The 22,035-nt window shown below is 68.1% G+C and carries 18 protein-coding genes; 14 read left to right on the plus strand and 4 right to left on the minus strand.

Going from position 1 to position 22,035, the window contains the following annotated elements:
• The first annotated feature begins 129 nt into the window (after positions 1–129).
• From ppc to AC1RB9_RS06505, 9 genes are all read left to right on the plus strand, one after another.
• A complete protein-coding gene (gene ppc, locus AC1RB9_RS06465) occupies positions 130–2,766 on the plus strand; it encodes a phosphoenolpyruvate carboxylase (RefSeq protein ID WP_003103713.1) in 2,637 nt (878 codons plus the stop codon).
• Between the two features lie 160 nt (positions 2,767–2,926).
• A complete protein-coding gene (adk, locus tag AC1RB9_RS06470; RefSeq protein ID WP_003092485.1) occupies positions 2,927–3,574 on the plus strand; it encodes an adenylate kinase in 648 nt (215 codons plus the stop codon).
• Positions 3,575–3,677: 103 nt separating this feature from the next.
• Positions 3,678–4,358: a tRNA (adenosine(37)-N6)-threonylcarbamoyltransferase complex dimerization subunit type 1 TsaB gene (tsaB, locus tag AC1RB9_RS06475; protein WP_003092483.1), complete on the plus strand. Its 681-nt coding sequence runs from the start codon at positions 3,678–3,680 to the stop codon at positions 4,356–4,358.
• A gap of 73 nt (positions 4,359–4,431) precedes the next feature.
• The gene (locus AC1RB9_RS06480; RefSeq protein WP_003453667.1) at positions 4,432–4,779 is read left to right on the plus strand and encodes a hypothetical protein; all 348 of its coding nucleotides are present in this window, start codon (positions 4,432–4,434) and stop codon (positions 4,777–4,779) included.
• 18 nt (positions 4,780–4,797) lie between these two features.
• Positions 4,798–5,664, plus strand: a complete 867-nt coding sequence (locus AC1RB9_RS06485) for a DUF72 domain-containing protein (RefSeq protein WP_003098658.1) — start codon at positions 4,798–4,800, stop codon at positions 5,662–5,664.
• Between the two features lie 72 nt (positions 5,665–5,736).
• Entirely contained in the window at positions 5,737–6,561 is an 825-nt protein-coding gene (locus tag AC1RB9_RS06490; protein ID WP_003117473.1) for an isocitrate lyase/PEP mutase family protein, read from the plus strand.
• Between the two features lie 4 nt (positions 6,562–6,565).
• A complete protein-coding gene (locus AC1RB9_RS06495) occupies positions 6,566–7,261 on the plus strand; it encodes an extensin-like domain-containing protein (RefSeq protein WP_003453661.1) in 696 nt (231 codons plus the stop codon).
• Positions 7,262–7,316: 55 nt separating this feature from the next.
• Positions 7,317–8,102 carry a class I SAM-dependent methyltransferase gene (locus tag AC1RB9_RS06500; protein ID WP_003453660.1) on the plus strand — a complete coding sequence of 262 codons (786 nt, stop codon included), beginning with the start codon at positions 7,317–7,319 and terminating at the stop codon, positions 8,100–8,102.
• 28 nt (positions 8,103–8,130) lie between these two features.
• Positions 8,131–9,408 carry a cytochrome P450 gene (locus AC1RB9_RS06505; protein WP_003117476.1) on the plus strand — a complete coding sequence of 426 codons (1,278 nt, stop codon included), beginning with the start codon at positions 8,131–8,133 and terminating at the stop codon, positions 9,406–9,408.
• Positions 9,409–9,414: 6 nt separating this feature from the next.
• Here AC1RB9_RS06505 and mexL read toward each other — a convergent pair whose 3' ends face one another.
• The gene (mexL, locus tag AC1RB9_RS06510) at positions 9,415–10,053 is read right to left on the minus strand and encodes an efflux system transcriptional repressor MexL (RefSeq protein ID WP_003092468.1); all 639 of its coding nucleotides are present in this window, start codon (positions 10,051–10,053) and stop codon (positions 9,415–9,417) included.
• A 95-nt stretch (positions 10,054–10,148) separates the two neighbouring features.
• On the opposite strand from mexL, the gene mexJ reads away from it, so the two are divergent.
• Positions 10,149–11,252, plus strand: a complete 1,104-nt coding sequence (gene mexJ / locus AC1RB9_RS06515; RefSeq protein WP_003113855.1) for a multidrug efflux RND transporter periplasmic adaptor subunit MexJ — start codon at positions 10,149–10,151, stop codon at positions 11,250–11,252.
• A 4-nt stretch (positions 11,253–11,256) separates the two neighbouring features.
• Positions 11,257–14,334: a multidrug efflux RND transporter permease subunit MexK gene (gene mexK / locus AC1RB9_RS06520; RefSeq protein ID WP_003111962.1), complete on the plus strand. Its 3,078-nt coding sequence runs from the start codon at positions 11,257–11,259 to the stop codon at positions 14,332–14,334.
• 40 nt (positions 14,335–14,374) lie between these two features.
• On the opposite strand, the gene AC1RB9_RS06525 is transcribed toward mexK, so the two are convergent.
• The 3 genes from AC1RB9_RS06525 to plsB form a co-directional block, all read right to left on the minus strand.
• The gene (locus AC1RB9_RS06525; protein WP_003098644.1) at positions 14,375–15,055 is read right to left on the minus strand and encodes a DUF4197 domain-containing protein; all 681 of its coding nucleotides are present in this window, start codon (positions 15,053–15,055) and stop codon (positions 14,375–14,377) included.
• A gap of 136 nt (positions 15,056–15,191) precedes the next feature.
• On the minus strand, positions 15,192–15,590 hold the full coding sequence (locus tag AC1RB9_RS06530; RefSeq protein ID WP_003098642.1) for a YbaY family lipoprotein: 399 nt from the start codon (positions 15,588–15,590) through the stop codon (positions 15,192–15,194).
• A gap of 143 nt (positions 15,591–15,733) precedes the next feature.
• Entirely contained in the window at positions 15,734–18,238 is a 2,505-nt protein-coding gene (gene plsB / locus AC1RB9_RS06535) for a glycerol-3-phosphate 1-O-acyltransferase PlsB (RefSeq protein ID WP_003453659.1), read from the minus strand.
• Between the two features lie 283 nt (positions 18,239–18,521).
• On the opposite strand from plsB, the gene AC1RB9_RS06540 reads away from it, so the two are divergent.
• Genes AC1RB9_RS06540 through AC1RB9_RS06550 form a run of 3 tightly spaced genes read left to right on the plus strand, consistent with a single transcriptional unit; the run spans position 18,522 to position 22,034 of the window.
• Positions 18,522–19,445, plus strand: coding sequence for an ABC transporter ATP-binding protein (locus tag AC1RB9_RS06540; protein WP_003119338.1), 924 nt, complete (start codon positions 18,522–18,524; stop codon positions 19,443–19,445).
• Positions 19,442–20,176, plus strand: a complete 735-nt coding sequence (locus AC1RB9_RS06545) for an ABC transporter permease (protein WP_003117479.1) — start codon at positions 19,442–19,444, stop codon at positions 20,174–20,176. The genes AC1RB9_RS06540 and AC1RB9_RS06545 overlap by 4 nt, the downstream gene beginning before the upstream one ends.
• 10 nt (positions 20,177–20,186) lie before the next feature.
• Positions 20,187–22,034: a GldG family protein gene (locus tag AC1RB9_RS06550; RefSeq protein WP_003453658.1), complete on the plus strand. Its 1,848-nt coding sequence runs from the start codon at positions 20,187–20,189 to the stop codon at positions 22,032–22,034.
• Position 22,035: the final 1 nt, after the last annotated feature.

The following is a 22,035-nucleotide window of genomic DNA, read 5'->3' on the forward strand; positions in this document are numbered from 1 at the left end:
TCAGACTAGACCCGATCGGCGCCGGCAGCCTCGCTTCCGGCCCGGCGGCGCCGTACTGGCACCCTGCGGGCTTGTAAGCGCGGGGGCGCCTGAGCCAAGCTGGTTTCCCACCCGCAGTGGAGACAGGTCATGCCGGAGATCGATGCGCGCCTGCGCGAGGACGTCCACCAACTGGGCGAATTGCTCGGCGACACCATCCGCGAGCAGTACGGCCCGCGGTTCCTCGACAAGATCGAGCTGATCCGCAAGGGCGCCAAGGCTGCCCGCCGCGGTTCCGCGGAGGGCGCCCAGCAGCTCACCGCCACCCTCGACGGGCTCGAGGAAGACGAACTGCTGCCGGTGGCGCGGGCCTTCAACCAGTTCCTCAACCTGGCCAATATCGCCGAGCAATACCACCGTATCCGCCGGCGCCGGCCGAACGAGCCGGAACCCTTCGAGAACCTGGTGCTGGAAGAGCTGCTGGGGCGTCTCAAGGACGCCGGGCATGCCCCCGGGCAACTGGCTCGCCAGCTCGCCGGGCTGGAGATCGAACTGGTGCTGACCGCCCATCCCACCGAGGTGGCGCGGCGCACGCTGATCCAGAAATACGATGCGATCACCGCGCAGCTGGCGGCCAAGGACCATGCCGACCTGCTGCCGGAGGAGCGCAGTCGCATCCAGCAGCGCCTGCAGCGGCTGGTGGCCGAGGCCTGGCATACCGACGAGATCCGCAAGGTCCGGCCGACCCCGGTGGACGAGGCGAAATGGGGCTTCGCGGTGATCGAACATTCTCTCTGGCAGGCCTTGCCGAACGTCCTTCGGCACGTCGACGAGGTACTCCTGCGCAGCACCGGCGAACGCCTGCCGTTGACCGCCGCGCCGCTGCGCTTCGCGTCCTGGATGGGGGGCGACCGCGACGGCAATCCCAACGTCACCGCCAGCGTGACCCGCGAGGTCCTGCTGCTGGCGCGCTGGATGGCCGCCGACCTGTACCTGCGCGATATCGACCGACTGGCCGCCGAGCTGTCCATGCAGCAGGCCTCGCCGCAGCTGCTGGCGCGGGTCGGCGATAGCGCCGAGCCCTATCGCGCCCTGCTCAAGCAATTGCGCGAGCGCCTGCGCGTGACCCGCAACTGGACCCACCAGGCCCTGGCCGGCGAGGTGCCGGCCGCGGAGGGCGTCCTGGAGCACAACCGCGACCTGGTCGAGCCGCTGCAACTGTGCCACGAGTCGCTGCACGCCTGCGGCATGGGCGTGATCGCCGATGGCGCGTTGCTCGACTGCCTGCGCCGCGCCGCCACCTTCGGACTGTTCCTGGTACGCCTGGACGTGCGCCAGGACTCGGCCCGCCATGCCGCCGCGCTGAGCGAGATCACCGAGTACCTGGAGCTGGGCAGCTACGACGAGTGGGACGAGAAGACCCGCCTGGAATTCCTTCTCGAGGAACTGAACAGCCGCCGCCCCCTGCTGCCGGCGCACTACCAGCCTTCGGCGGATACCGCCGAGGTGCTCGCCACCTGCCGGGCGATCGCCGCCGCACCACCGGCGTCGCTGGGGTCCTACGTGATCTCGATGGCCGGCCAGCCGTCCGACGTGCTGGCGGTGCAACTGCTGCTAAAGGAAAGCGGCGTCGACTGGCCGATGCGCGTGGTGCCGCTGTTCGAGACCCTCGACGACCTGGACAACGCCGGCCCCTGCATGGAGCGCCTGCTGACGCTGCCGGGCTACCGTTCGCGGCTGTCCGGGGTGCAGGAAGTGATGATCGGCTACTCCGATTCGGCCAAGGACGCCGGTACCCTCACGGCGGCCTGGGCGCAGTACCGGGCGCAGGAGAAACTGGTGGAGATCTGCCGCCAGCACGAGGTCGAGTTGCTGCTCTTCCACGGCCGCGGCGGTACCGTCGGTCGCGGCGGCGGGCCGGCCCACGCGGCGATCCTGTCGCAGCCGCCGGGTTCGGTGGCCGGGCGCTTCCGGGTCACCGAACAGGGCGAGATGATCCGCTTCAAGTTCGGTCTGCCGGACATCGCCGAACAGAACCTCAATCTCTACCTCGCCGCGGTGCTGGAAGCGACCCTGATGCCGCCGCCGGCTCCCGAGCCGGCCTGGCGCGCGCAGATGGACCGCCTGGCGAAGGACGCGCTGCTGGCCTACCGCAGGGTGGTGCGCGACGATCCGCAGTTCGTCGAGTATTTCCGCCTGGCCACGCCCGAGCAGGAACTGGGTCGCCTGCCGCTGGGCAGCCGCCCGGCCAAGCGCCGCGAAGGCGGGGTGGAGAGCCTGCGGGCGATTCCCTGGATCTTCGCCTGGACCCAGACGCGCCTGATGCTGCCGGCATGGCTTGGCTGGGAGACCGCCTTGCTGAACGCCATCGAGCGTGGCGAGGGCGCGCTGCTCGGGCAGATGCGCGAGCGATGGCCGTTCTTCACCACCCGCATCGACATGCTGGAAATGGTCCTGGCCAAGGCCGACGCGGATATCGCGCGGCTCTACGACGAACGTCTAGTGCCGCTCGAGCTGCGTCCGCTGGGGCGTCGTTTACGCGACCTATTGTCGCAGGCGGTGCGCGTGGTGCTGGGACTGACCGGGCAGTCGCTGCTGCTCGCCCACGCCAGCGAGACCCGCGAGTCGATCAGCGTGCGCAACAGCTATCTAGACCCGCTGCACCTGCTCCAGGCTGAGCTTCTGGCCCGTTCGCGGCGCTGCCGGGGCGACGCCTGCGGCGGCCTGGAGCAGGCGCTGCTGGTGACGGTCGCGGGGGTCGCCGCCGGACTGCGCAACACCGGATGAGGGAAGGCGGGGGGCAACTTTCGGTGTCTTGTGCGGTGGGGGGGCGCTGTGTATCTTGGACAGCCTTTTCGGCGCCATACAGTGCCGTTTCCTGCAAATACGAGATTGGCCCCACGAGGCGGATCCAGACTTTCGCTTACCAATTCTAAGGAGCATATCGATGCGTGTGATTCTGCTCGGGGCACCCGGTGCCGGCAAAGGCACCCAGGCACGGTTCATCACCGAGAAGTTCGGCATTCCGCAGATCTCCACCGGCGACATGCTGCGCGCCGCAGTCAAGGCCGGCAGCCCGCTCGGCCAGCAGGTGAAAGGCGTGATGGACAGCGGCGGCCTGGTATCCGACGACATCATCATCGCCCTGATCAAGGAACGCATCACCGAGGCCGATTGCGCCAAGGGCTTCCTGTTCGACGGCTTCCCGCGGACCATCCCGCAGGCCGAAGCGCTGAAGGACGCCGGTGTGACCATCGACCACGTGGTCGAGATCGCCGTCGACGACGAGGAGATCGTGTCGCGTATCGCTGGTCGTCGCGTGCATCCGGCCTCCGGCCGCGTGTACCACACCGAGCACAACCCGCCGAAGGTCGCCGGCAAGGACGACGTTACCGGCGAAGAGCTGATCCAGCGCGAGGACGACAAGGAAGAGACCGTGCGTCACCGCCTGTCGGTCTATCATTCGCAGACCAAGCCGCTGGTCGACTTCTACCAGAAGCTGTCGGCCGCCGAAGGCACCCCGAAATACCACAGCATCGCCGGCGTCGGCTCGGTCGAGCAGATCACCGCGAAAGTGCTTTCGGCCCTGAGCTGATCCGCAGCGCTGTAGCACCGACGGCCCGCTTGCGGGCCGTCGGCGTTTCCGGGGCGGCGAAGGCTGGTACAATCGGCGTCTTTTTCACCACGCGGAACCGTCGATGTCCACTCTGTTGGCCCTGGATACCTCCACCGAAGCCTGCTCCGTCGCCCTGCTCCACGAGGGGCGGGCGCTCAGTCACTACGAGGTGATCCCGCGCCTGCACGCCCAGCGCCTGCTGCCGATGGTCCGCGACCTGCTCGACGAGGCCGGCGTCGCCCTGTCCGCGGTGGACGCCATCGCCTTCGGGCGCGGTCCGGGCGCCTTCACCGGCGTGCGCATCGCCATCGGCGTGGTCCAGGGCCTGGCCTTCGCCCTGCAGCGCCCGGTACTGGCGGTCTCCGACCTGGCGATCCTGGCCCAGCGGGCCTACCGCGAGCAGGGTGCGGAGCGGGTCGCCGCGGCCATCGACGCGCGGATGGACGAGGTCTACTGGGGTTGCTACCAGTTGCAACAGGGCGAGATGCGCCTGGCCGGCAGCGAAGCGGTACTGCCGCCCGAGCGGGTCGCCGTACCGTGGGACGCCGCTGCCGCGGACTGGTTCGGCGCCGGCACCGGCTGGGGCTACGTCGAGCGCATGCCGCAGCGCCCGGCCGCGCTGGACGCGAGCCTGCTGCCGCATGCCGAGGACTTGCTCAGCCTGGCCGGCTTCGCCTGGGCGCGCGGCGAAGGCGTGGAGGCGGAACAGGCGCTGCCGGTGTACCTGCGCGACAACGTGGCGACGCCGAAAAAAGCGCCCTGAAAATGCCGCGCAGCGGTAATTGCCAAGCCTTTCGGGGCTGGCTAGAGTGTGGAGACTTCCCCGGGTTTTGATCATGCGTATCGACGGACTTTCTTCCTCTTCGTTGCCGCTGGAGCGCAGCGCCCGACCGGGCTCCGCGGTCACGCCGTATCGCGACATGCAGCGCGAGGTCGAGGCGCGGCGCGAGCAGCCGGCGCCGGTTTCCGGCAGCCAGGGCTTCGAGCAGGCGCCGCAGGCGCGCAAGGTCCAGGCCAGTTCGGCGGGCGGCGACAGCCTGCCGGTCAGCGCCCGCGACCTGCTGGCGTTCCAGCGCCCGGTAAGCAGCCATGCGGCGATGGCCCTGGCCAGCTACAACTCCACCGCCAGCCTCAACATCGACGCCGGCGCCGAGGATGTCCTCGGCCTCGACCTCTACGCCTGAGCGGTTCCCTGCGCTCCCGTGGTTTCCCTTCCTTATTTCCTCGGTTGTCCATCCTGGAACGAGGCGGCCTGGCGCGGCAGCTTCTATCCGCGCGAATTGCGTTCCGCCGACTACCTCGGACACTACGGCGGCATCTTCAACGCGGTCGAGGGCAATACCACCTTCTATGCCCGGCCTTCGGCGGAAACCGTGCGGCGCTGGGCCGAGACGATGCCGGCGGGGTTCCGCTTCTGTGCCAAGTTTCCCCGCGATATCAGTCACGAAGGCGACCTGCGCGAACGGCTCGAGGCCGCCGGCGACTTCCTCGAACTGCTGGCGCCGCTTGGCGAAAGGGTCAGCCCGCTGTGGCTGCAACTGTCGGCGGCGTTCACCCCGCAGCGCCTGGGCGAACTGCTGTATTTCCTCGATGAGCTGAGTCCGCGACGGATTGCCGTGGAAGTACGCCACCCGGCGTTCTTCGACAAAGGCGAGGACGAGCGCCTGCTCAACCGCCACCTGCGCGAGCGTGGCGTGGAGCGCATCTGCCTGGATTCGCGGGCGCTGTTCAGTTGCCGTTCGGACGATCCGGCGGTGCTCCACGCCCAGTCGAAGAAGCCGCGCCTGCCGATCCGTCCGGCGGCCTTCAGCGATACGCCACAGGTGCGTTTCATCGGCGGTCCCGACCTGCCGGCCAACGAGGTGTTCCTTTTGCCCTGGGTCGACAAGGTGGCCGACTGGATCGAGGCCGGCCTGACTCCATACGTATTCCTGCATACCCCCGACAATCACCTGGCGGCCCAGCAGGCCCAGCGTTTCCATGCGCTGCTGGGCCAGCGCCTGCCAGGCTTGCCGGCGCTACCCGAGCCGATCCCGGCCCCGGAAGTGGAGCAACTGGGCCTGCTCTGAGCGCGGCGCTCGACGCTCCGCCGGCCTGCGCCTAGGCTAGGGAGTCCTTTCCCCGCCACGGAGCCCGCCGCCATGACCAGCCAACGCCAACGCGCCGAACGTTTCCGCGACCTGCACCAGGGGCCCGGCATGCTGGTCCTGCCCAATCCCTGGGATGCCGGTTCGGCGAAGATGCTCGCCAGCCTCGGCTTCGACGCCCTTGCCACCACCAGCGCAGGCCTGGCGTTCTCCCTGGGCCGGCGCGATGCGGAAGGCGCGGTGAGCCGGACCGAGGCGCTGGAAAACGCCCGAGCGATCGTCGCCGCCACCGATCTGCCGGTCGCCGCCGACCTGGAAAACGGCTACGGCGATGCTCCGCAAGACTGCGCCACGACCATCCGCCTGGCCGCCGAGGCCGGTCTGGTCGGTGGTTCCATCGAGGATGCCAGCGGGCGCGCCGGACAGCCCATCTATGAGTTCTCCGCCGCGCTGGAGCGGGTCGCTGCCGCGGTCGAGGCGGCCCGTGCGTTGCCATTTCCGTTCACCCTCTGCGCCCGCGCGGAGAACTTCCTGCATGGTCGCGAGGATCTCGACGACACCCTGCGGCGTCTGCGCGCCTACGCCGATGCCGGCGCCGATGTGCTCTACGCGCCCGGTTTGAACCGCCGCGAACAGATCGTCGCGGTGCTCGAAGCGGTGGCGCCGAAGCCGGTCAACGTGCTGGTCGGTTCGCCGCGCCTGGAGCTGTCGCTGGACGAGCTGGAAGCCCTCGGCGTCAAGCGCGTGAGCCTGGGCTCGAATCTTGCCCGGGTCGCCTTCGGCGCTTTCCATCAGGCGGCGCAGGCGCTGGCGCGGCGCGACCTGGAAGCGACCCGTGCGGCGATGCCTTTCGACCGTATCAACGACCTGTTCCGCTGAACCCGTGCGCCGCCTGGCCTGGTTGCTGCCATTACTGCTGCTGGCGGGGGCCGTCGGCGCCCTGCGCTACCAGTGGTTCGATCTGCCGGCGCGCTGGAATCCCTGGCTGCCGCTGGACGTGCGCGAACCGCCGAACCTGCTGACCCGCTACAAGCTATGGCGGCTGGCCGACGACCGGAGCCTCTGCGACGCCGCCCTGGCCACCTCGCAACTGCGCTACCAGCGGGTAGCCGACGACCCGCCATCGGCTACCTGCCCGTTGAGCAACAGCCTGCGCGTGCGTGGGGCGGCGCTGGAGTTGAGCAGCAGCTTTCTCGCCAGTTGCTCGCTGGCGGTGAGCTATGCGTTGTTCGAGCGGCACGTGCTGCAACCGGCAGCCCTGGACATCTATGGCCAGCCGCTGGCGCGGGTCGAGCATGTCGGCAGCTTCGCCTGCCGCAACGTCTACAACCGCGAGGACGGTCGGCGCAGCCAGCATGCCTCGGCCAATGCCCTGGACATCAGCGGCTTCCGCCTGGCCGACGGGAGGCGGATCCGCCTGGCCACGGACTGGGCCGGCGAGAGCGCCGACGGGCGCTTCCTGCGCCGCGTGCGGGACGGCGCCTGCGCCAGTTTCAATGCGGTGCTGGGGCCCGACTACAACGCCGCCCACCGGGATCACTTCCACCTCGACATGGGCCTATGGAAGGTCTGCCGGTGAGCGCGCGCGGGCCAACTCTGGCAAAATCCGCGCTTTCCCCGACGATTGCCCGACCATGACCGATTCCGCCGCTCCTCGCCTGCATGTCCAAGCCCTGTCCGCCGGTTGCGCCGAGGCTGCGCGGCGCTGGGCGGAGCGGCTCGGCCTGCCGCTGGCGGCGGACGACGAGGCGGAGTTCGCCGTGCAGGTCGGCGAGCAGGGCTTGCAGGTCTTGCAACTGGGGGCGGACTCCCCCGGTCCGGTGCGGGTCGATTTCGTCGAGGGCGCCAGCGCCCACCGGCGCAAGTTCGGCGGCGGCAGCGGACAGATGATCGCCAAGGCGGTCGGCGTCCAGCCAGGCATCCGCCCGCGGGTCCTGGACGCCACGGCCGGCCTGGGCCGGGATGGGTTCGTCCTCGCCAGCCTGGGCTGCGAGGTTACCCTGGTCGAGCGCCAGCCGCTGATCGCCGCCCTGCTCGAGGATGGCCTGGAGCGCGCCCGGCGCGATCCCGACGTGGCGCCGATCGCCGCGCGGATGCGTCTGCTCGGCGGCAACTCGGCGGACCTGATGCGCGCCTGGGATGGCGAGGCGCCGCAGGTGGTCTACCTCGACCCGATGTTTCCCCATCGCGACAAGAGCGCATTGGTGAAGAAGGAAATGCGTCTGTTCCGGCCGCTGGTGGGCGACGATCTCGACGCCCCGGCGCTGTTGCAGGCGGCCCTGGCCCTGGCCAGCCACCGGGTGGTGGTGAAGCGCCCGCGCAAGGCGCCGATCATCGAAGGGCCCAAGCCCGGCTATAGCCTGGAAGGCAAGTCCAGCCGCTACGACATCTATCCGAAGAAGGCCCTGGGCAAGGGCTGAGTGTCGACACCGCAGGGAGGCGGCGAGCATGCAGCAGACCATCGATTGTCCGATTCGCCGGCGCCTGGCGCACCTGCCCTGGGCCAACGACGGGCGTGCCGGTGTCCGCCACTGGCTGGAGATGCAGCGCGATCCGCTGGCCTGGTTGCAGAAGATGCACGTCGCGCAGCCGGACCTCGCGGTTGCCCGCATGGGCCCGCAGCGCCTCTGGTGCCTGTTCCATCCGCAGGCGGTGCAGGAATTGATGGTCGATCGCCGCGATGACCTGCAACGCTGGCAGCCGGCGCTGTGCATGCTGAAACAGTGGAACGGGCGCAGCTTCATGATGCGCGAGGGCGCCCCCGCCCAGGCCCGGCGCAAAGAAGTACGGCCGCACCTGGCGCCGCCGCCGGCCAGCGAGGTTCGCCGCCTGGCCGCGGAGTGGGGCGAGCGGGTGGAGGAGGGGCGCGAATACGACCTCGACCTGGAAATGGCTGCGTTCAGCGTCACCCTCAGCGGTCACGCGCTGTTCGACGTCGACCTGCAACCGTCGGCCTATCGGATCGCCAAGGCGGTGCGCCTGCTGTCGCGGGTGGCATTGCTGGAAATGAGCACCGGCCTGCCGCTGGGCCACTGGTTCCCGAGCAAACTGTGCCCGCGCAAGCGCTGGGCGCTGGGCCAGTTGCGCGAGGCGGTGGGCGAGGTGGCGGAGCGCTCGCCGCGGCCGCTGGCGGACCTGCGCGATGAACTCTGCACCCTGCTCATGGCGTCCCACCAGTCCACCGGCGTGACCCTGACCTGGAGCCTGTTGCTGCTGGCCCAGCGTCCCGAGTTGCTCGCGCGGCTACGCGCCGAGCTGGCGCGAGTGAATTGGACGGCGATCCGCTCGGTCGCCGACCTGCGCGATTGCGCGCTGCTCAGGGCGGTCCTGCAGGAGTGCCTGCGCCTGTACCCGCCGGCCTACGGCCTGGCGCCGCGGCAGGTGACGGCGGACATCGAGGTGTTCGGCCAGCGGCTGAAGCGCGGCGACGTGACCATGGTCTCGAGCTGGATCACCCAGCGCGATCCCCGTTGGTTCGAGGCGCCGCTGGAGTTCCGTCCCGAGCGCTTCCTCGAACCGGCGCGCTGGCCGCGCGGCGCCTACTTCCCCTTCGGCCTCGGCGACCGCGCCTGCCCCGGCACCGCGATGGCGATGATCGATCTGGCGGCGGCGCTGGCCTACTGGGTCGAGCACTGGGACATCATGCACGACGGCGACCTGGCGCCGCGCGGCTGGTTTTCGCTGCGTCCGCAGCGAGCGCGGGTGCGTTTCCGCCGTCGCGCCTGAGCTGCCTCAGCCGCCCGCGGCGAAGGCGCGCAGGAACAGCGCCACCACTTCTTCCACGTGCCGCTCGCCTTCGGCCTCGTCCAGCGGTTCGGCGCAGCCGATCAACAGACGGTAATTGGCGCAGCCCTTGACCAGCATGAAGAAGTGTTCGGCGGCGTGGCGCGCGTCCGGGAACGCCAGCTTGCCGCTGCGGCGGGCCTGCTCGAGGAGGCGTTCCATCTCGTCGATCACCTGCTTCGGCCCGGCCTCGAAGAACAGCTCGGAAAGCTTGGGGTTCTGCCCGGCCTGCGCGGCCATCAGGCGGGTCAGGGCGATCGCCTCGTGGCTGTTGATCAGCCGGTGGAAGCCGCGGGCGATATTCAGCAGGACCTTTTCCAGTGGCGCGCCTTCGGCCAGCTGGAAGTACAGGGCGGGAAGCTGCTCGGCGCACTTGGCCTTCACCGCTTCGCTGAACAGGGTTTCCTTGTCGGTGAAGTGGCTGTAGACGGTGAGCTTGGAAACGCCGGCTTCCGAGGCGATGGCTTCCATGCTGCTGCCGTCGTAGCCGTTGCAGAGGAACAGGCGCTTGGCCGCCTCGAGAATGGCTTCCCGTTTGGCCGGGTCCTTGGGCCGGCCGGGACCGACGGAGGAGGTGGATTCTGACATGCGCTTATACAATTGAAATACTGGACTGATGGGTTCTGTATTTTTACTATACCGCCCAGTATAAGAACTCGAACGCAGTTTGCGGAAGGTGTCACATGTACCGCCATATCCCGCTCGTCGCCCTGTCCCTGTTTTCCTCCCTGTTCCTCGCCGCCTGCGGCAACGGCACGCCGCCGCCAGCCGCGGCGCGTCCGGCGATCGTCGTCCAGCCCCAGCCGGCGGGGGAGGTGAGCCAGGCCTTTCCCGGCGAGATCCGCGCCCGCCACGAGCCGGAGCTGGCCTTCCGCATCGGCGGCAAGGTCATCCGCCGGCTGGTGGAAGTCGGCGAGCGGGTAAAGAAGGACCAGCCCCTGGCCGAACTCGATCCCCAGGACGTGCGCCTGCAACTGGAGGCGGCGCGGGCCCAGGTCAGTGCCGCCGAGGCCAACTTGCAGACCGTGCGCGCCGAGTACCGGCGCTACCGCACCTTGCTCGACCGCAACCTGGTCAGCCATTCCCAGTTCGAGAACATCCAGAACAGCTACCGCGCCGGCGAGGCGCGGCTGAAGCAGATCCGCGCCGAATTCAACGTCGCCGACAACCAGGCCGGCTACGCCGTGCTGCGCTCGCCCCAGGATGGCGTGATCGCCAGCCGGCGCGTCGAGGTGGGCCAGGTGGTGGCGGCCGGACAGACGGTCTTCAGCCTGGCCGCCGACGGCGAACGCGAGGTGCTGATCGGCCTGCCGGAACACAGCTTCGAACGTTTCCGCATCGGCCAGCCGGTGTCGGTCGAACTCTGGTCGCAACGCGACAGACGCTTCGCCGGGCATATCCGCGAGCTCTCGCCCGCGGCCGATCCGCAATCGCGTACCTTCGCCGCCCGGGTGGCCTTCGACGACCGCGCGACTCCGGCCGAACTGGGCCAGAGCGCGCGGGTCTACGTCGCCGCCGCCGAGGCGGTGCCGTTATCGGTTCCCTTGTCGGCGCTGACCGCAGAGGCCGGCCAGGCGTTCGTCTGGGTGGTCGAGCCGGGCAGCTCGACCCTGCGCCGGCAGGCGGTGCGCACCGGTCCCTATGCCGAGGACCGGGTGCCGGTGCTCGAAGGCCTGAAGGCTGGCGACTGGGTGGTGGCCACCGGGGTCCAGGTGCTTCGCGAAGGGCAGCAGGTGCGTCCGATCGACCGGGCCAACCGCACGGTGAAACTGGCGGCCAAGGAGTAGTCGCATGTCCTTCAACCTTTCCGCCTGGGCGTTGCAGAATCGCCAGATCGTCCTGTACCTGATGATCCTGCTTGGCGCGGTCGGCGCGCTGTCCTACAGCAAGCTGGGGCAGAGCGAAGACCCGCCGTTCACCTTCAAGGCCATGGTGGTGCAGACCAACTGGCCGGGCGCCAGCGCCGAAGAGGTGGCCCGGCAGGTCACCGAGCGTATCGAGAAGAAGCTGATGGAAACCGGCGACTACGATCGCATCGTGTCCTTCTCCCGCCCCGGCGTCTCGCAGGTGACCTTCATGGCCCGCGAGGACATCCATTCCAGCGAGATCCCCGAACTCTGGTACCAGATCCGCAAGAAGATCAGCGACATTCGCGCCACCTTGCCGCAAAGCATCCAGGGCCCGTTCTTCAACGACGAGTTCGGCACCACCTACGGCAACATCTATGCGCTCACCGGCAAGGGCTTCGACTACGCGGTGATGAAGGACTATGCCGACCGCCTGCAACTGCAATTGCAGCGGATCAGGAACGTCGGCAAGGTCGAGCTGATCGGCCTGCAGGACGAGAAGATCTGGATCGACCTGTCCAACACCAAGCTGGCCACCCTCGGCCTGCCCCTGGCGGCGGTACAGAAGGCGCTGGAGGAACAGAACGCGGTGGCCTCCTCCGGGTTCTTCGAGACCGCCAGCGACCGCGTGCAGTTGCGCGTTTCCGGGCGTTTCGATTCGGTGGAGGAGATCCGCGACTTCCCCATCCGCGTCGGCGACCGCACCTTCCGCATCGGCGACGTGGCCGAGGTTCGCCGCGGCTTCAACGATCCGCCGGCGCCGCGCATGCGCTTCATGGGCGAGGACGCCATCGGCCTGGCGGTAGCGATGAAGCCGGGCGGCGACATCCTGGTGCTGGGCAAGGCCCTGGAAACCGAGTTCGCCCGCCTGCAGCAGTCGCTGCCGGCCGGACTGGAACTGCGCAAGGTGTCCGACCAGCCGGCGGCGGTACGTACCGGGGTCGGCGAGTTCATCCGGGTGCTGGCCGAGGCGCTGGTGATCGTCCTGCTGGTGAGCTTCTTCTCCCTCGGCCTGCGCACCGGCCTGGTGGTGGCGCTGTCGATCCCGCTGGTGCTGGCGATGACCTTCGCCGCCATGCATTACTTCGGCATCGGCCTGCACAAGATCTCCCTCGGCGCCCTGGTGCTGGCGCTGGGATTGCTGGTGGACGACGCGATCATCGCGGTGGAGATGATGGCGGTGAAGATGGAGCAGGGCTACGACCGTCTCAAGGCGGCCGCCTTCGCCTGGACCAGTACCGCCTTCCCGATGCTCACCGGCACCCTGATCACCGCCGCCGGCTTCCTGCCGATCGCCACCGCGCAGTCCGGCACCGGCGAATACACCCGCTCGCTGTTCCAGGTGGTGACCATCGCCCTGGTGGTCTCCTGGTTCGCCGCGGTGGTCTTCGTTCCCTACCTGGGGGCCAAGCTGCTGCCGGACCTGGCCAGGTTGCACGCGCAGAAGCACGGCGGCAGCGCCGATGGCTACGATCCCTATGCTACGGCCTTCTACCAGCGCTTCCGGCGTCTGGTGGAGTGGTGCGTGCGCTACCGCAAGACGGTGATCGTCCTGACCCTCGCCGCCTTCGTCGGCGCGCTGCTGCTGTTCCGCCTGGTGCCGCAGCAGTTCTTCCCGCCCTCGGCGCGCCTGGAGCTGCTGCTGGACATCAAGCTGGCGGAGGGCGCCTCACTGCGCTCTACCGGCGAGGAAGTCCAGCGCCTGGAAAAAATGCTGCAGGGCCATGACGGCATCGACAACTACGTGGCCTACGTCGGCACCGGCTCGCCCCGCTTCTACCTGCCGCTGGACCAGCAATTGCCGGCGGCCAGCTTCGCCCAGGTGGTGGTGCTGGCCAAGGACCTGGAGAGCCGCGAGGCGCTGCGCAAGTGGCTGATCGAGCGGATGAACGAGGACTTCCCGCACCTGCGCAGCCGCATCAGTCGCCTGGAGAACGGGCCGCCGGTGGGCTATCCGGTGCAGTTCCGGGTTTCCGGCGAGGACATCCCGCAGGTTCGCGAACTGGCGCGCAAGGTCGCCGACAGGATGCGCGAGAACCCGCACGTGGTGAATGTGCACCTGGATTGGGAAGAGCCGAGCAAGGTGGTGTACCTGAGCATCGACCAGGAGCGCGCCCGTGCCCTGGGGGTGAGCACCGCCAGCCTGTCGCAGTTCCTGCAGAGCGCGCTGACCGGTTCGCACGTGAGCTTCTTCCGCGAAGACAACGAGCTGATCGAGATCCTCCTGCGCGGCACCGAGCAGGAGCGTCGTGACCTGTCGTTGCTGCCGAGCCTGGCGGTGCCGACCGAGAATGGCCGGAGCGTGGCGCTGTCGCAGATCGCTACGCTCGAATACGGCTTCGAAGAGGGCATCATCTGGCACCGCAACCGCCTGCCGACGGTCACCGTGCGCGCCGATATCTACGACGATTCGCTGCCGGCGACCCTGGTCGCGCAGATCGCCCCGACCCTGGAACCGATCCGCGCCGAGCTGCCGGACGGCTACCTGCTGGAGGTGGGCGGCACGGTGGAGGACGCGGCGAAGGGCCAGAGTTCGGTGAACGCCGGCGTGCCGCTGTTCATCGTGGTGGTGTTGAGCCTGCTGATGGTGCAGTTGCGCAGCTTCTCGCGGATGGCGATGGTATTCCTCACCGCACCGCTGGGCCTGATCGGCGTGACCCTGTTCCTGCTGCTGTTCCGCCAGCCGTTCGGCTTCGTGGCGATGCTCGGGACCATCGCCCTGGCCGGCATGATCATGCGCAACTCGGTGATCCTGGTGGACCAGATCGAACAGGACATCAGCCATGGACTGGATCGCTGGCACGCCATCATCGAGGCTACCGTGCGGCGTTTCCGGCCCATCGTGCTGACCGCGCTGGCGGCGGTGCTGGCGATGATCCCGCTGTCGCGCAGCGTGTTCTTCGGGCCGATGGCGGTGGCGATCATGGGCGGGCTGATCGTCGCCACCGTGCTCACCCTGCTGTTCCTGCCGGCGCTCTATGCCGCCTGGTTCCGCGTGAAGAAGGACGAGGCGCGGGCCTGACGGGAGAAGGGGACGGGGCGATCGCGCCCCGTCCGTCGACTCACCTGGCCGCGCCGAAGACCTTCTTGGCCAGGCCGGTGGCGGCAGCCGCCGGGTTCTGGCGGATGCTCTTCTCCTGCCTGGCGATCATCTCGAAGAGCCCGTCGAGGGCCTGCTCGGTGACATAGCCCTCGACGTTGGCGCTCTTCGCATCGACCACCCCAAGGGTCGCCGCCTGGCTGGCGAAGGCGTTGTACTGCTTGACCAGGCCGACCTCGTCGGTGGCCTGCTTGACGATCGGCAGGAACTTCGCGCGCAGCTGTTCGCGGCTGGACTTGTCCAGGTATTCGGTGGCGGCGTCGTCACCGCCCTTGAGGATGCCCTTGGCGTCGGCCACGGTCATCTTCTTCACCGCCTCCACCAGCAGGCCCTGGGCCTGCGGCACGGCAGCCTCGGCGGCGCGGTTCATGCTCGCCTCGAGCTGGTCGACCTGGGCGCCCATGCCGAACTGCTTCATCAGCTTCGCCGCCTTGCCCAGCTTGCCGGGCAGTTCGATGCGCACGTCCGGGTTGTTGTTGAAGCCGCCCGGCTGGCCAAGCTGGCGCACGGCGATCTGCGCGCCCTGGGTCAGGGCGTCCTTCAGGCCGCTGGAGGCGTCGTTCTGCGACAGGTCGGCGAGGGACAGGGCGAGGGCGTTGGCCGAGAGCAGCAGGCCGGCGCAGAGGGCAGTGAGTCGGAACATGACAGCGTCCTTGATGTGGAACGTACGGGGTATCCGGCCGCTCGTCGTGAGGTGGATCGGCAACCGGTAGCGAATAGGAGGTGGAGTGTACTGGAGGGAACCGCCGGTTCGCACCGGCGGCATGCCGCGGTGTGCTTCAGCGCGCCGATTCGACCTGCACGCGATAGGGCTGCGGGTCGCTGCCGTCGAGTTTCACCGAGTGGCGGGTGGTGTTGATGAACAGCAACTGGCCGTTCAGCTCGATGCGCGCGCTCACCGCATAGCTGTGGCCCGGCTTGACCTGCTTCGGGTCGTACTCCAGGTGGAACGCCAGCGGCACCTGGCTGGTGATCTCGCGGGTCTGGCTGGCCAGTTGCACCGAGGGGGCGTCGGCCAGGGACACGTCTTCCAGGCTCACGCTCAGGCGCGCCGAGGGCGGCAGGGCGATACGCTCGCGGTAGAAGACCTCACCATCGAAGCTGGCGTTCGAAGTCGATTGCTGGGTACCGCAGCCGGCGAGAATGCTGGCGGCGAGCAGCAATGGCAGTTTTTTCATGGGAGCCTCCTTTCAGACGGAACAAAAAAACGAGCGGGCCTCTGACCCGGGAAACCAGCATAGGTTGCCGGGCCGGAACATGGAAAGGTCGCAGGATATTTCAGCGGAGCGACGCCCGTCCCTCGCGGGGCGGGCGCCGGGCTTCAGTTGGCGGCCGCGTCGTTGCTTTCGGCGGCGGCTTCCTCGGCGGGGCGCTCCAGCGCCACCTGGCGGATCGACAGACGGATCTCCGCCGGCAGCACGCGCTTGGCGGCGCCTTCGGCCAGTTCGCCGAGCAGTTCGTGGTAGCTCAGCTTGCCGGCCTCGTCCTTGCGCAGCACGCGCAGGTCGAGAAGGGTCTGGATGAAGTGGCGGAACAGGCTCTTGTCGAAGAACTCCGGGGCGTTCAGGCCATGCAGGATCGACAGGCGCTGGGCCATCACGGTGCAGAGGTTCTCCAGTTCCTCGGCGGTCAGGGCGTTCTGCCCGGCGTTGAGCAGTAGGGCGATGGCCATGTAGAAGCGCTGCAGGGTCTGGGTCACCGAACGAGCGAGGAGGATCAGCAGCACATATTGCCGCGAGCTTGGCGCCGGGCGGATGAAGGTGTCGTTCTCCTGGCGCAGCAGGTCCTGTTCCACCAGGGCCGCCAGCCACTGGTCGATCACCGCGTCGAGTTCGTCCAGGCTCCAGCGGATGAACAGTTCCGCCTGCAGGTAGGGATAGAGCGCGCGGGCGAAGCGCAGCAACTGTTCGCGGCTGATCCGCGAGTTGCTCTGGAAGAAGCTGGCGATCAGCGCCGGCAGGGCGAAGACGTGGAGGACGTTGTTGCGGTAGTAGGTCGCCAGCACCGCGTTCTGTTCGTCGAGATAGAGGATGCGGCCCAGCGCGTCCTTCTGCTCGGCCAGCAGGTTCATGCTCTTCACGTATTCGATCAGGGCTTGGCCGTCGCCGTCCGGCAGGGTCGCGCTGGGCGAGTAGGGCACCTTGCGCAGCAACGCCAGGTAGAGGTCGAGGATTCGCGCCAGGGCGCTTTCGTCGAGGGCCTGTCGGCTGGTGGAGAGCAGCGCCAGGGCGACCAGGTTGACCGGGTTGATCGCCGCCGCGTCGTTGAGGTGGCGGGCGACGTCCTTGGCCAGCAGGTTGGTGGTCTGCGGCAGCCAGTCGGGGCGGTATTCCGGGCCGAGGTCCTGGTCCTGCCAGTTGGGCTGGTGGCGGTCGAGGAACTGGTCGAGATGGATCGGCTCGCCGAAGTTCACCCAGACCTGGCCAAAACGCTGCTTCAGGGCGCCGACCACCTTGAACAGGTCGAAGATCGACTCCTTCTTCTTGGTCGCGCCGCGCAGTTCGCCGAGGTAGGTGCGGCCTTCCAGCACGCGCTCGTAGCCGATGTAGACCGGCACGAAGACGATCGGCCGGCGCGAGTCACGGAGGAAGCTGCGCAGGGTGATGGCGAGCATGCCGGTGCGTGGGTGGAGCATGCGCCCGGTGCGCGAACGGCCGCCCTCGACGAAGTACTCGGTGGAGAAGCCGCGGGAGAACAGGGTGTGCAGGTACTCGTTGAACACCGCGGTGTAGAGCTGGTTGCCCTTGAAGCTGCGGCGCATGAAGAAGGCCCCGCCGCGGCGCAGGATCGAGCCGATCACCGGCATGTTCAGGTTGATCCCGGCGGCGATGTGCGGCGGGGTCAGGCCGTTGCGGAACAGCAGGTAGGAGAGCAGCAGGTAGTCGATGTGGCTGCGGTGGCAGGGCACGTAGACGATCTCGTTGCCCTGGGCCACGTCCTGCACCCGCTCGATGTGGTTGACCTTGACCCCTTCGTACAGCTTGTTCCAGAACCAGCTGAGGATGACTTCGAGGAAGCGGATCACCGGATAGGAGAAGTCCGAGGCGATTTCATTGGCGTAGCGCAGCGCGATGCCTTCGGCCTTCTCCTGGGATATCCGCTCGCTCTCGCATTCCTCGCTGATCGCCTGGCGTACCAGCGGCGCGCGCAGCAGGCCCTTGACCAGGTTGCGGCGGTGCGACAGGTCGGGACCGATCACCGCGGTCTTCAGGTTGCGGAAGTGCACCCGGAGGATACGGTTGACCATGCGCAGCGTGCGCTCGTGGCCCTTGCCCTGTTCCACCAGCTCGCGCAGGTGGATCGGCGCGGAGAACTGCACACGGGTCTTGCGTCCGAGGATCAGGATGCGCGCCAGCTTGCGCAGGCGCCCGGTGACCGCCCAGTTGTCGGCGAACAGCAGCTTCCAGGGGCTCGATTCGCTGTCCGGCGATTGTCCCCAGAACACGCTGACCGGAATGATCTGCGCGTCGTCGAGACCGTTCTGGCCGACCGCGGCGAGCATGCGCACCAGGGTCGGCGAGGCGCCGCGCTTATCCTGGCGGCCGAGCCAGTCGGGTTCGGGCGTCAGGTAGAAGAACGCCGCCGGCTCGATGGCGTCGCCTACCGCTACCGGCATCACCGGACGCGGCAGCCCGGCCTTGCGGCATTCGGTATCCACTACCGCGAGATCGCTGACCGAAGGCTGTTGCAGCACGTAGAGCACCGGCTTGCTGCGGTCGATCTTCAGGGTGAAGGCCGATTGGTTGATGGTTTCCGAGCGTACCCAGAGGTACAGCAGGCGGCGCAGGGCGCCAAAACCAAAGCGGCGGAAAGGGTAGCGGGGCATACGGTGTCTACTGGCAGTTGATCGGGACCCGGCGTGACGGGCGCGGCTAGTTTGCCGCAATCCCCGGAGGGCCGCAAAAGAACGCAACGCGTCCTACGGCGAACGGCGGCGAACAGGTTGCGAATGTAGAACCTTCGGCAGGCGTTCGGGTTCTGTCACGTTTTGCCAAGGTTCTCCCGATGCCCCGTATTGCCAGGCGGCGGGGCGCTTCGGCTATAGTCCCTGCGCGTTTTTCGCGGCCCTGGCCGGACATGGCGGCGGCCGCCGGAACAGGTAGGGGACCATGATCGAAACAAGAAACCTCGGCAAACGCTTCGGCTCGCGGGTGGCGGTGGACGACCTGTCCTTCCAGGTGGCGACGGGGGAGGTACTGGGCTTCCTCGGTCCGAACGGCGCCGGCAAGTCCACCACCATGAAGATGCTCACCGGCTTCCTGGCGCCCAGCGCCGGCACTGCGAGCATCTTCGGCTTCGACATCCGCAACCGCACGCTGCAGGCGCAGCGGCTGATCGGCTACCTCCCGGAAGGTTCGCCCTGCTACGCGGAAATGACCGTGCAGGGCTTCCTCGATTTCATCGCCGAGATCCGTGGCTACCGTGGTGCCGGCAAGCGCGAGCGGGTCGCCCGGGCACTGGGGCTGCTGGAACTGGACGAGGTGCGCCGGCAGACCATCGAAACCCTCTCCAAGGGCTTCCGCCGGCGTGTCGGCCTGGCCCAGGCGATCCTCCACGAACCGCGGGCGCTGGTGCTCGACGAGCCCACCGACGGGCTCGATCCGAACCAGAAGCACCAGGTCCGCGAACTGATCCGCGGCCTCGCGCAGGAGCGCATCGTGATCATCTCCACCCATATCCTCGAGGAAGTCTCGGCGCTGTGCAGCCGCGCCCTGGTGATCGGCGGCGGGCGGCTGCTGGCGGACAGCACGCCGCTGGAGCTGGCCAGCCGCTCGCGCTACCACCAGGCGGTGACGCTCTACAGCGACGAGCCCCTGGATGCCGTGGCGCTGGCGGTGCTGCCGGGCGTGGCGGGCATCGAGGAGAACCCCGCCGAAGGCAGCCTGACCGTCCTGGCGCAGCCGGGCGCGGTAATCTTCCCCCAGGTCAGCGGGCTGGTCGCCGAGCGCGGCTGGCGGATCCGCGAACTGGACGTGGAGCGCGGCCGGCTCGACGAGGTATTCCGCAACCTGACCCGGGGGACGGAGGCATGAAGCAACTGCCGGTGATCTTCAAGCGCGAGCTGGCGAGTTATTTCGCCACGCCGCTGGCCTATGTGTTCATCGTGATCTTCCTGGTCCTGGCGGGCGTGTTCACCTTCTACCTGGGCAACTTCTACGAACGCAACCAGGCCGACCTGGCCTCCTTCTTCGCCTTCCATCCCTGGCTCTACCTGTTCCTGGTTCCCGCGCTGGCCATGCGCCTGTGGGCGGAGGAGCGCAAGTCCGGCTCGATCGAGCTGCTGATGACCCTGCCGCTGACCCGCTTCGAAGCCGTGGCCGGCAAGTTCCTGGCCGCCTGGGCGTTCGCCGGAATCGCACTGCTGCTGACCTTCCCCATGGTGCTCACGGTGAACTACCTGGGCGAGCCGGACAACGGTGCGATTCTCGCCGGCTACCTGGGCAGTTGGCTGCTGGCCGGCGGCTACCTGGCCATCGGTTCGTGCATGTCGGCCCTGGCGAAGAACCAGGTGATCGCTTTCATCCTCGCCGTGGCCGCCTGCTTCCTGTTCATGCTCAGCGGCTTTCCGCTGGTGCTCGATGCGTTCAGCCAGTGGGCGCCGCAGTGGTTGCTCGATGCGGTGGCCTCGCTGAGCCTGCTGACCCGCTTCGATGCCGTCAGCAAGGGCGTCATCGACCTGCGCGACCTGCTGTATTTCGTCAGCCTGATCGTCGCCTGGCTGGCCGCCACGGCGGTGGCAGTCGAGCTGAAGAAAGCCGAATGAGGGGGAGTCGATGAAACGCGTGTTGTCCTCTGGCGCCGGGCTGTTGCTGATCGCGCTGGCGTTCCTGGCCTTCAACATGGTCTCCGGCCTGCTGTTCAGCGGCGCGCGGCTCGACCTGACCGAGCAGAAGCTCTACACCATCAGCCCCGGCACCAAGCGGATCCTGGCCGGCCTCGACGAGCCGATCAACCTGTACTTCTTCTATTCGGATAGCGGTGCCCGGGAACTGGTGCCGCTGCGCAACTACGCCAGGCGCGTCGAGGAACTGCTGCGCGCCTACGAGCGCGAGGCGAACGGCAGGATTCGCCTGCAGGTGATCGATCCCGAGCCGTTCTCCGAGAACGAGGACAAGGCCACCGAGTTCGGCCTGCAAGGAATTCCCCTGCAGCAGGGCGGCGACAACCTGTACTTCGGCCTGGCCGGCAGCAACGCCCTGGACGGAGTCCAGGTCATACCCTTCTTCCCGCTCGATCAGGAGGAGTTCCTCGAATACGACATCAGTCGCCTGGTGCAGACCCTGGCCCAGCCGCAGCGGCCGGTGGTCGGCCTGATGTCGTCGCTGCCGCTCAATGGCGGCTTCGACATGGCCAGCCGGCAGCCGACCTCGCCGTGGATGGTCATGGAGGAAATCCGCCAGCAATTCGACCTGCGCAGCGTCAAGAGCGATGCCACGGAAATCCCGCCGGAGGTCTCGGTGCTGCTGCTGGTGCATCCCAAGCAGTTACCCGAGCAGACGCTATACGCCATCGACCAGTTCGTCCTGCGCGGAGGCAAGCTGCTGGCGTTCGTCGACCCCTTCAGCGAGGCCGACAGCGGCAGCGATTTCGCCGCTACGCTGGATGGCGACAAGTCGTCCGACCTCGCGCCGCTGTTCGAGGCCTGGGGGCTGCGCCTGCTGCCGGGCAAGGTGCTCGGTGACGGCGCCTATGCGATGTCCATCAGTCTTGGCCGGGACCAGCGTCCGGCCCGGCATCCGGCCTGGCTCAGCTTGCCGCGCGAGGCGCTGGACCAGGACGACATCGCCACTGCCGGCCTGGAAAGCCTGACCCTGGCGACGCCCGGCATCCTCGAAAGGCTCCCCGGAGCGAGCACCAGCTTCACGCCTTTGCTGCAAAGCTCGACCCAGGCGATGCCATTCGACGCCTCGCGCTTCGGCCTGCTGCGCGACCCCGGCGATCTGATGCGCGAGCTGCGCCCGAGCGGCCGGCGGCATACTCTCGCCGCCCGTATCCAGGGGCCGGCGAAGAGTGCCTTCGCGGAGGGCATCGAGGGGCATCGCGAAGGCCTGAAGGAGGCGCGCAACATCAATGTCATCGTCGTGGCCGATACCGACCTGCTCAGCGATCGCATGTGGGTCCAGGTGCAGGACTTCTTCGGCCAGCGCGTGCCGCAGCCCTGGGCCGACAACGGCGCGCTGGTGGTCAACGCGCTGGACAACCTGTCGGGCACCGACGCGCTGATCAGCGTGCGCTCCCGCGGCCGGTTCAGCCGGCCGTTCGTGGTGGTCGAGCGCCTGCAGCGCGAGGCCGAGACGAGCTTCCAGCAGAAGGAGGAGCAGCTCAAGCAGCGCCTCGCCGATACCGAGCAGCAACTCGCCGCCCTCCAGCAGGGTGCCGACCCGGAGAAGGCCGTCGAACTGACGCCCGAACAGCAGGCCACGGTGCGCCAGTACATGCAGGAGAAGCTGCGCATCCGCAAGGAGCTGCGCGAGGTGCAGTACCAGTTGAACGCCGATATCGACGCACTGGGCCGCACCCTGAAGCTGGTCAATATCGCCCTGGTTCCCTCGTTGCTCACGGTCGGCGTGCTGCTCGGCTGGCTCTGGCGGCGCCGGCGCATGGCCCGGGGAGGGCATTGAC

It is taken from the genome of Pseudomonas sp. 20-5, from assembly GCF_056782835.1.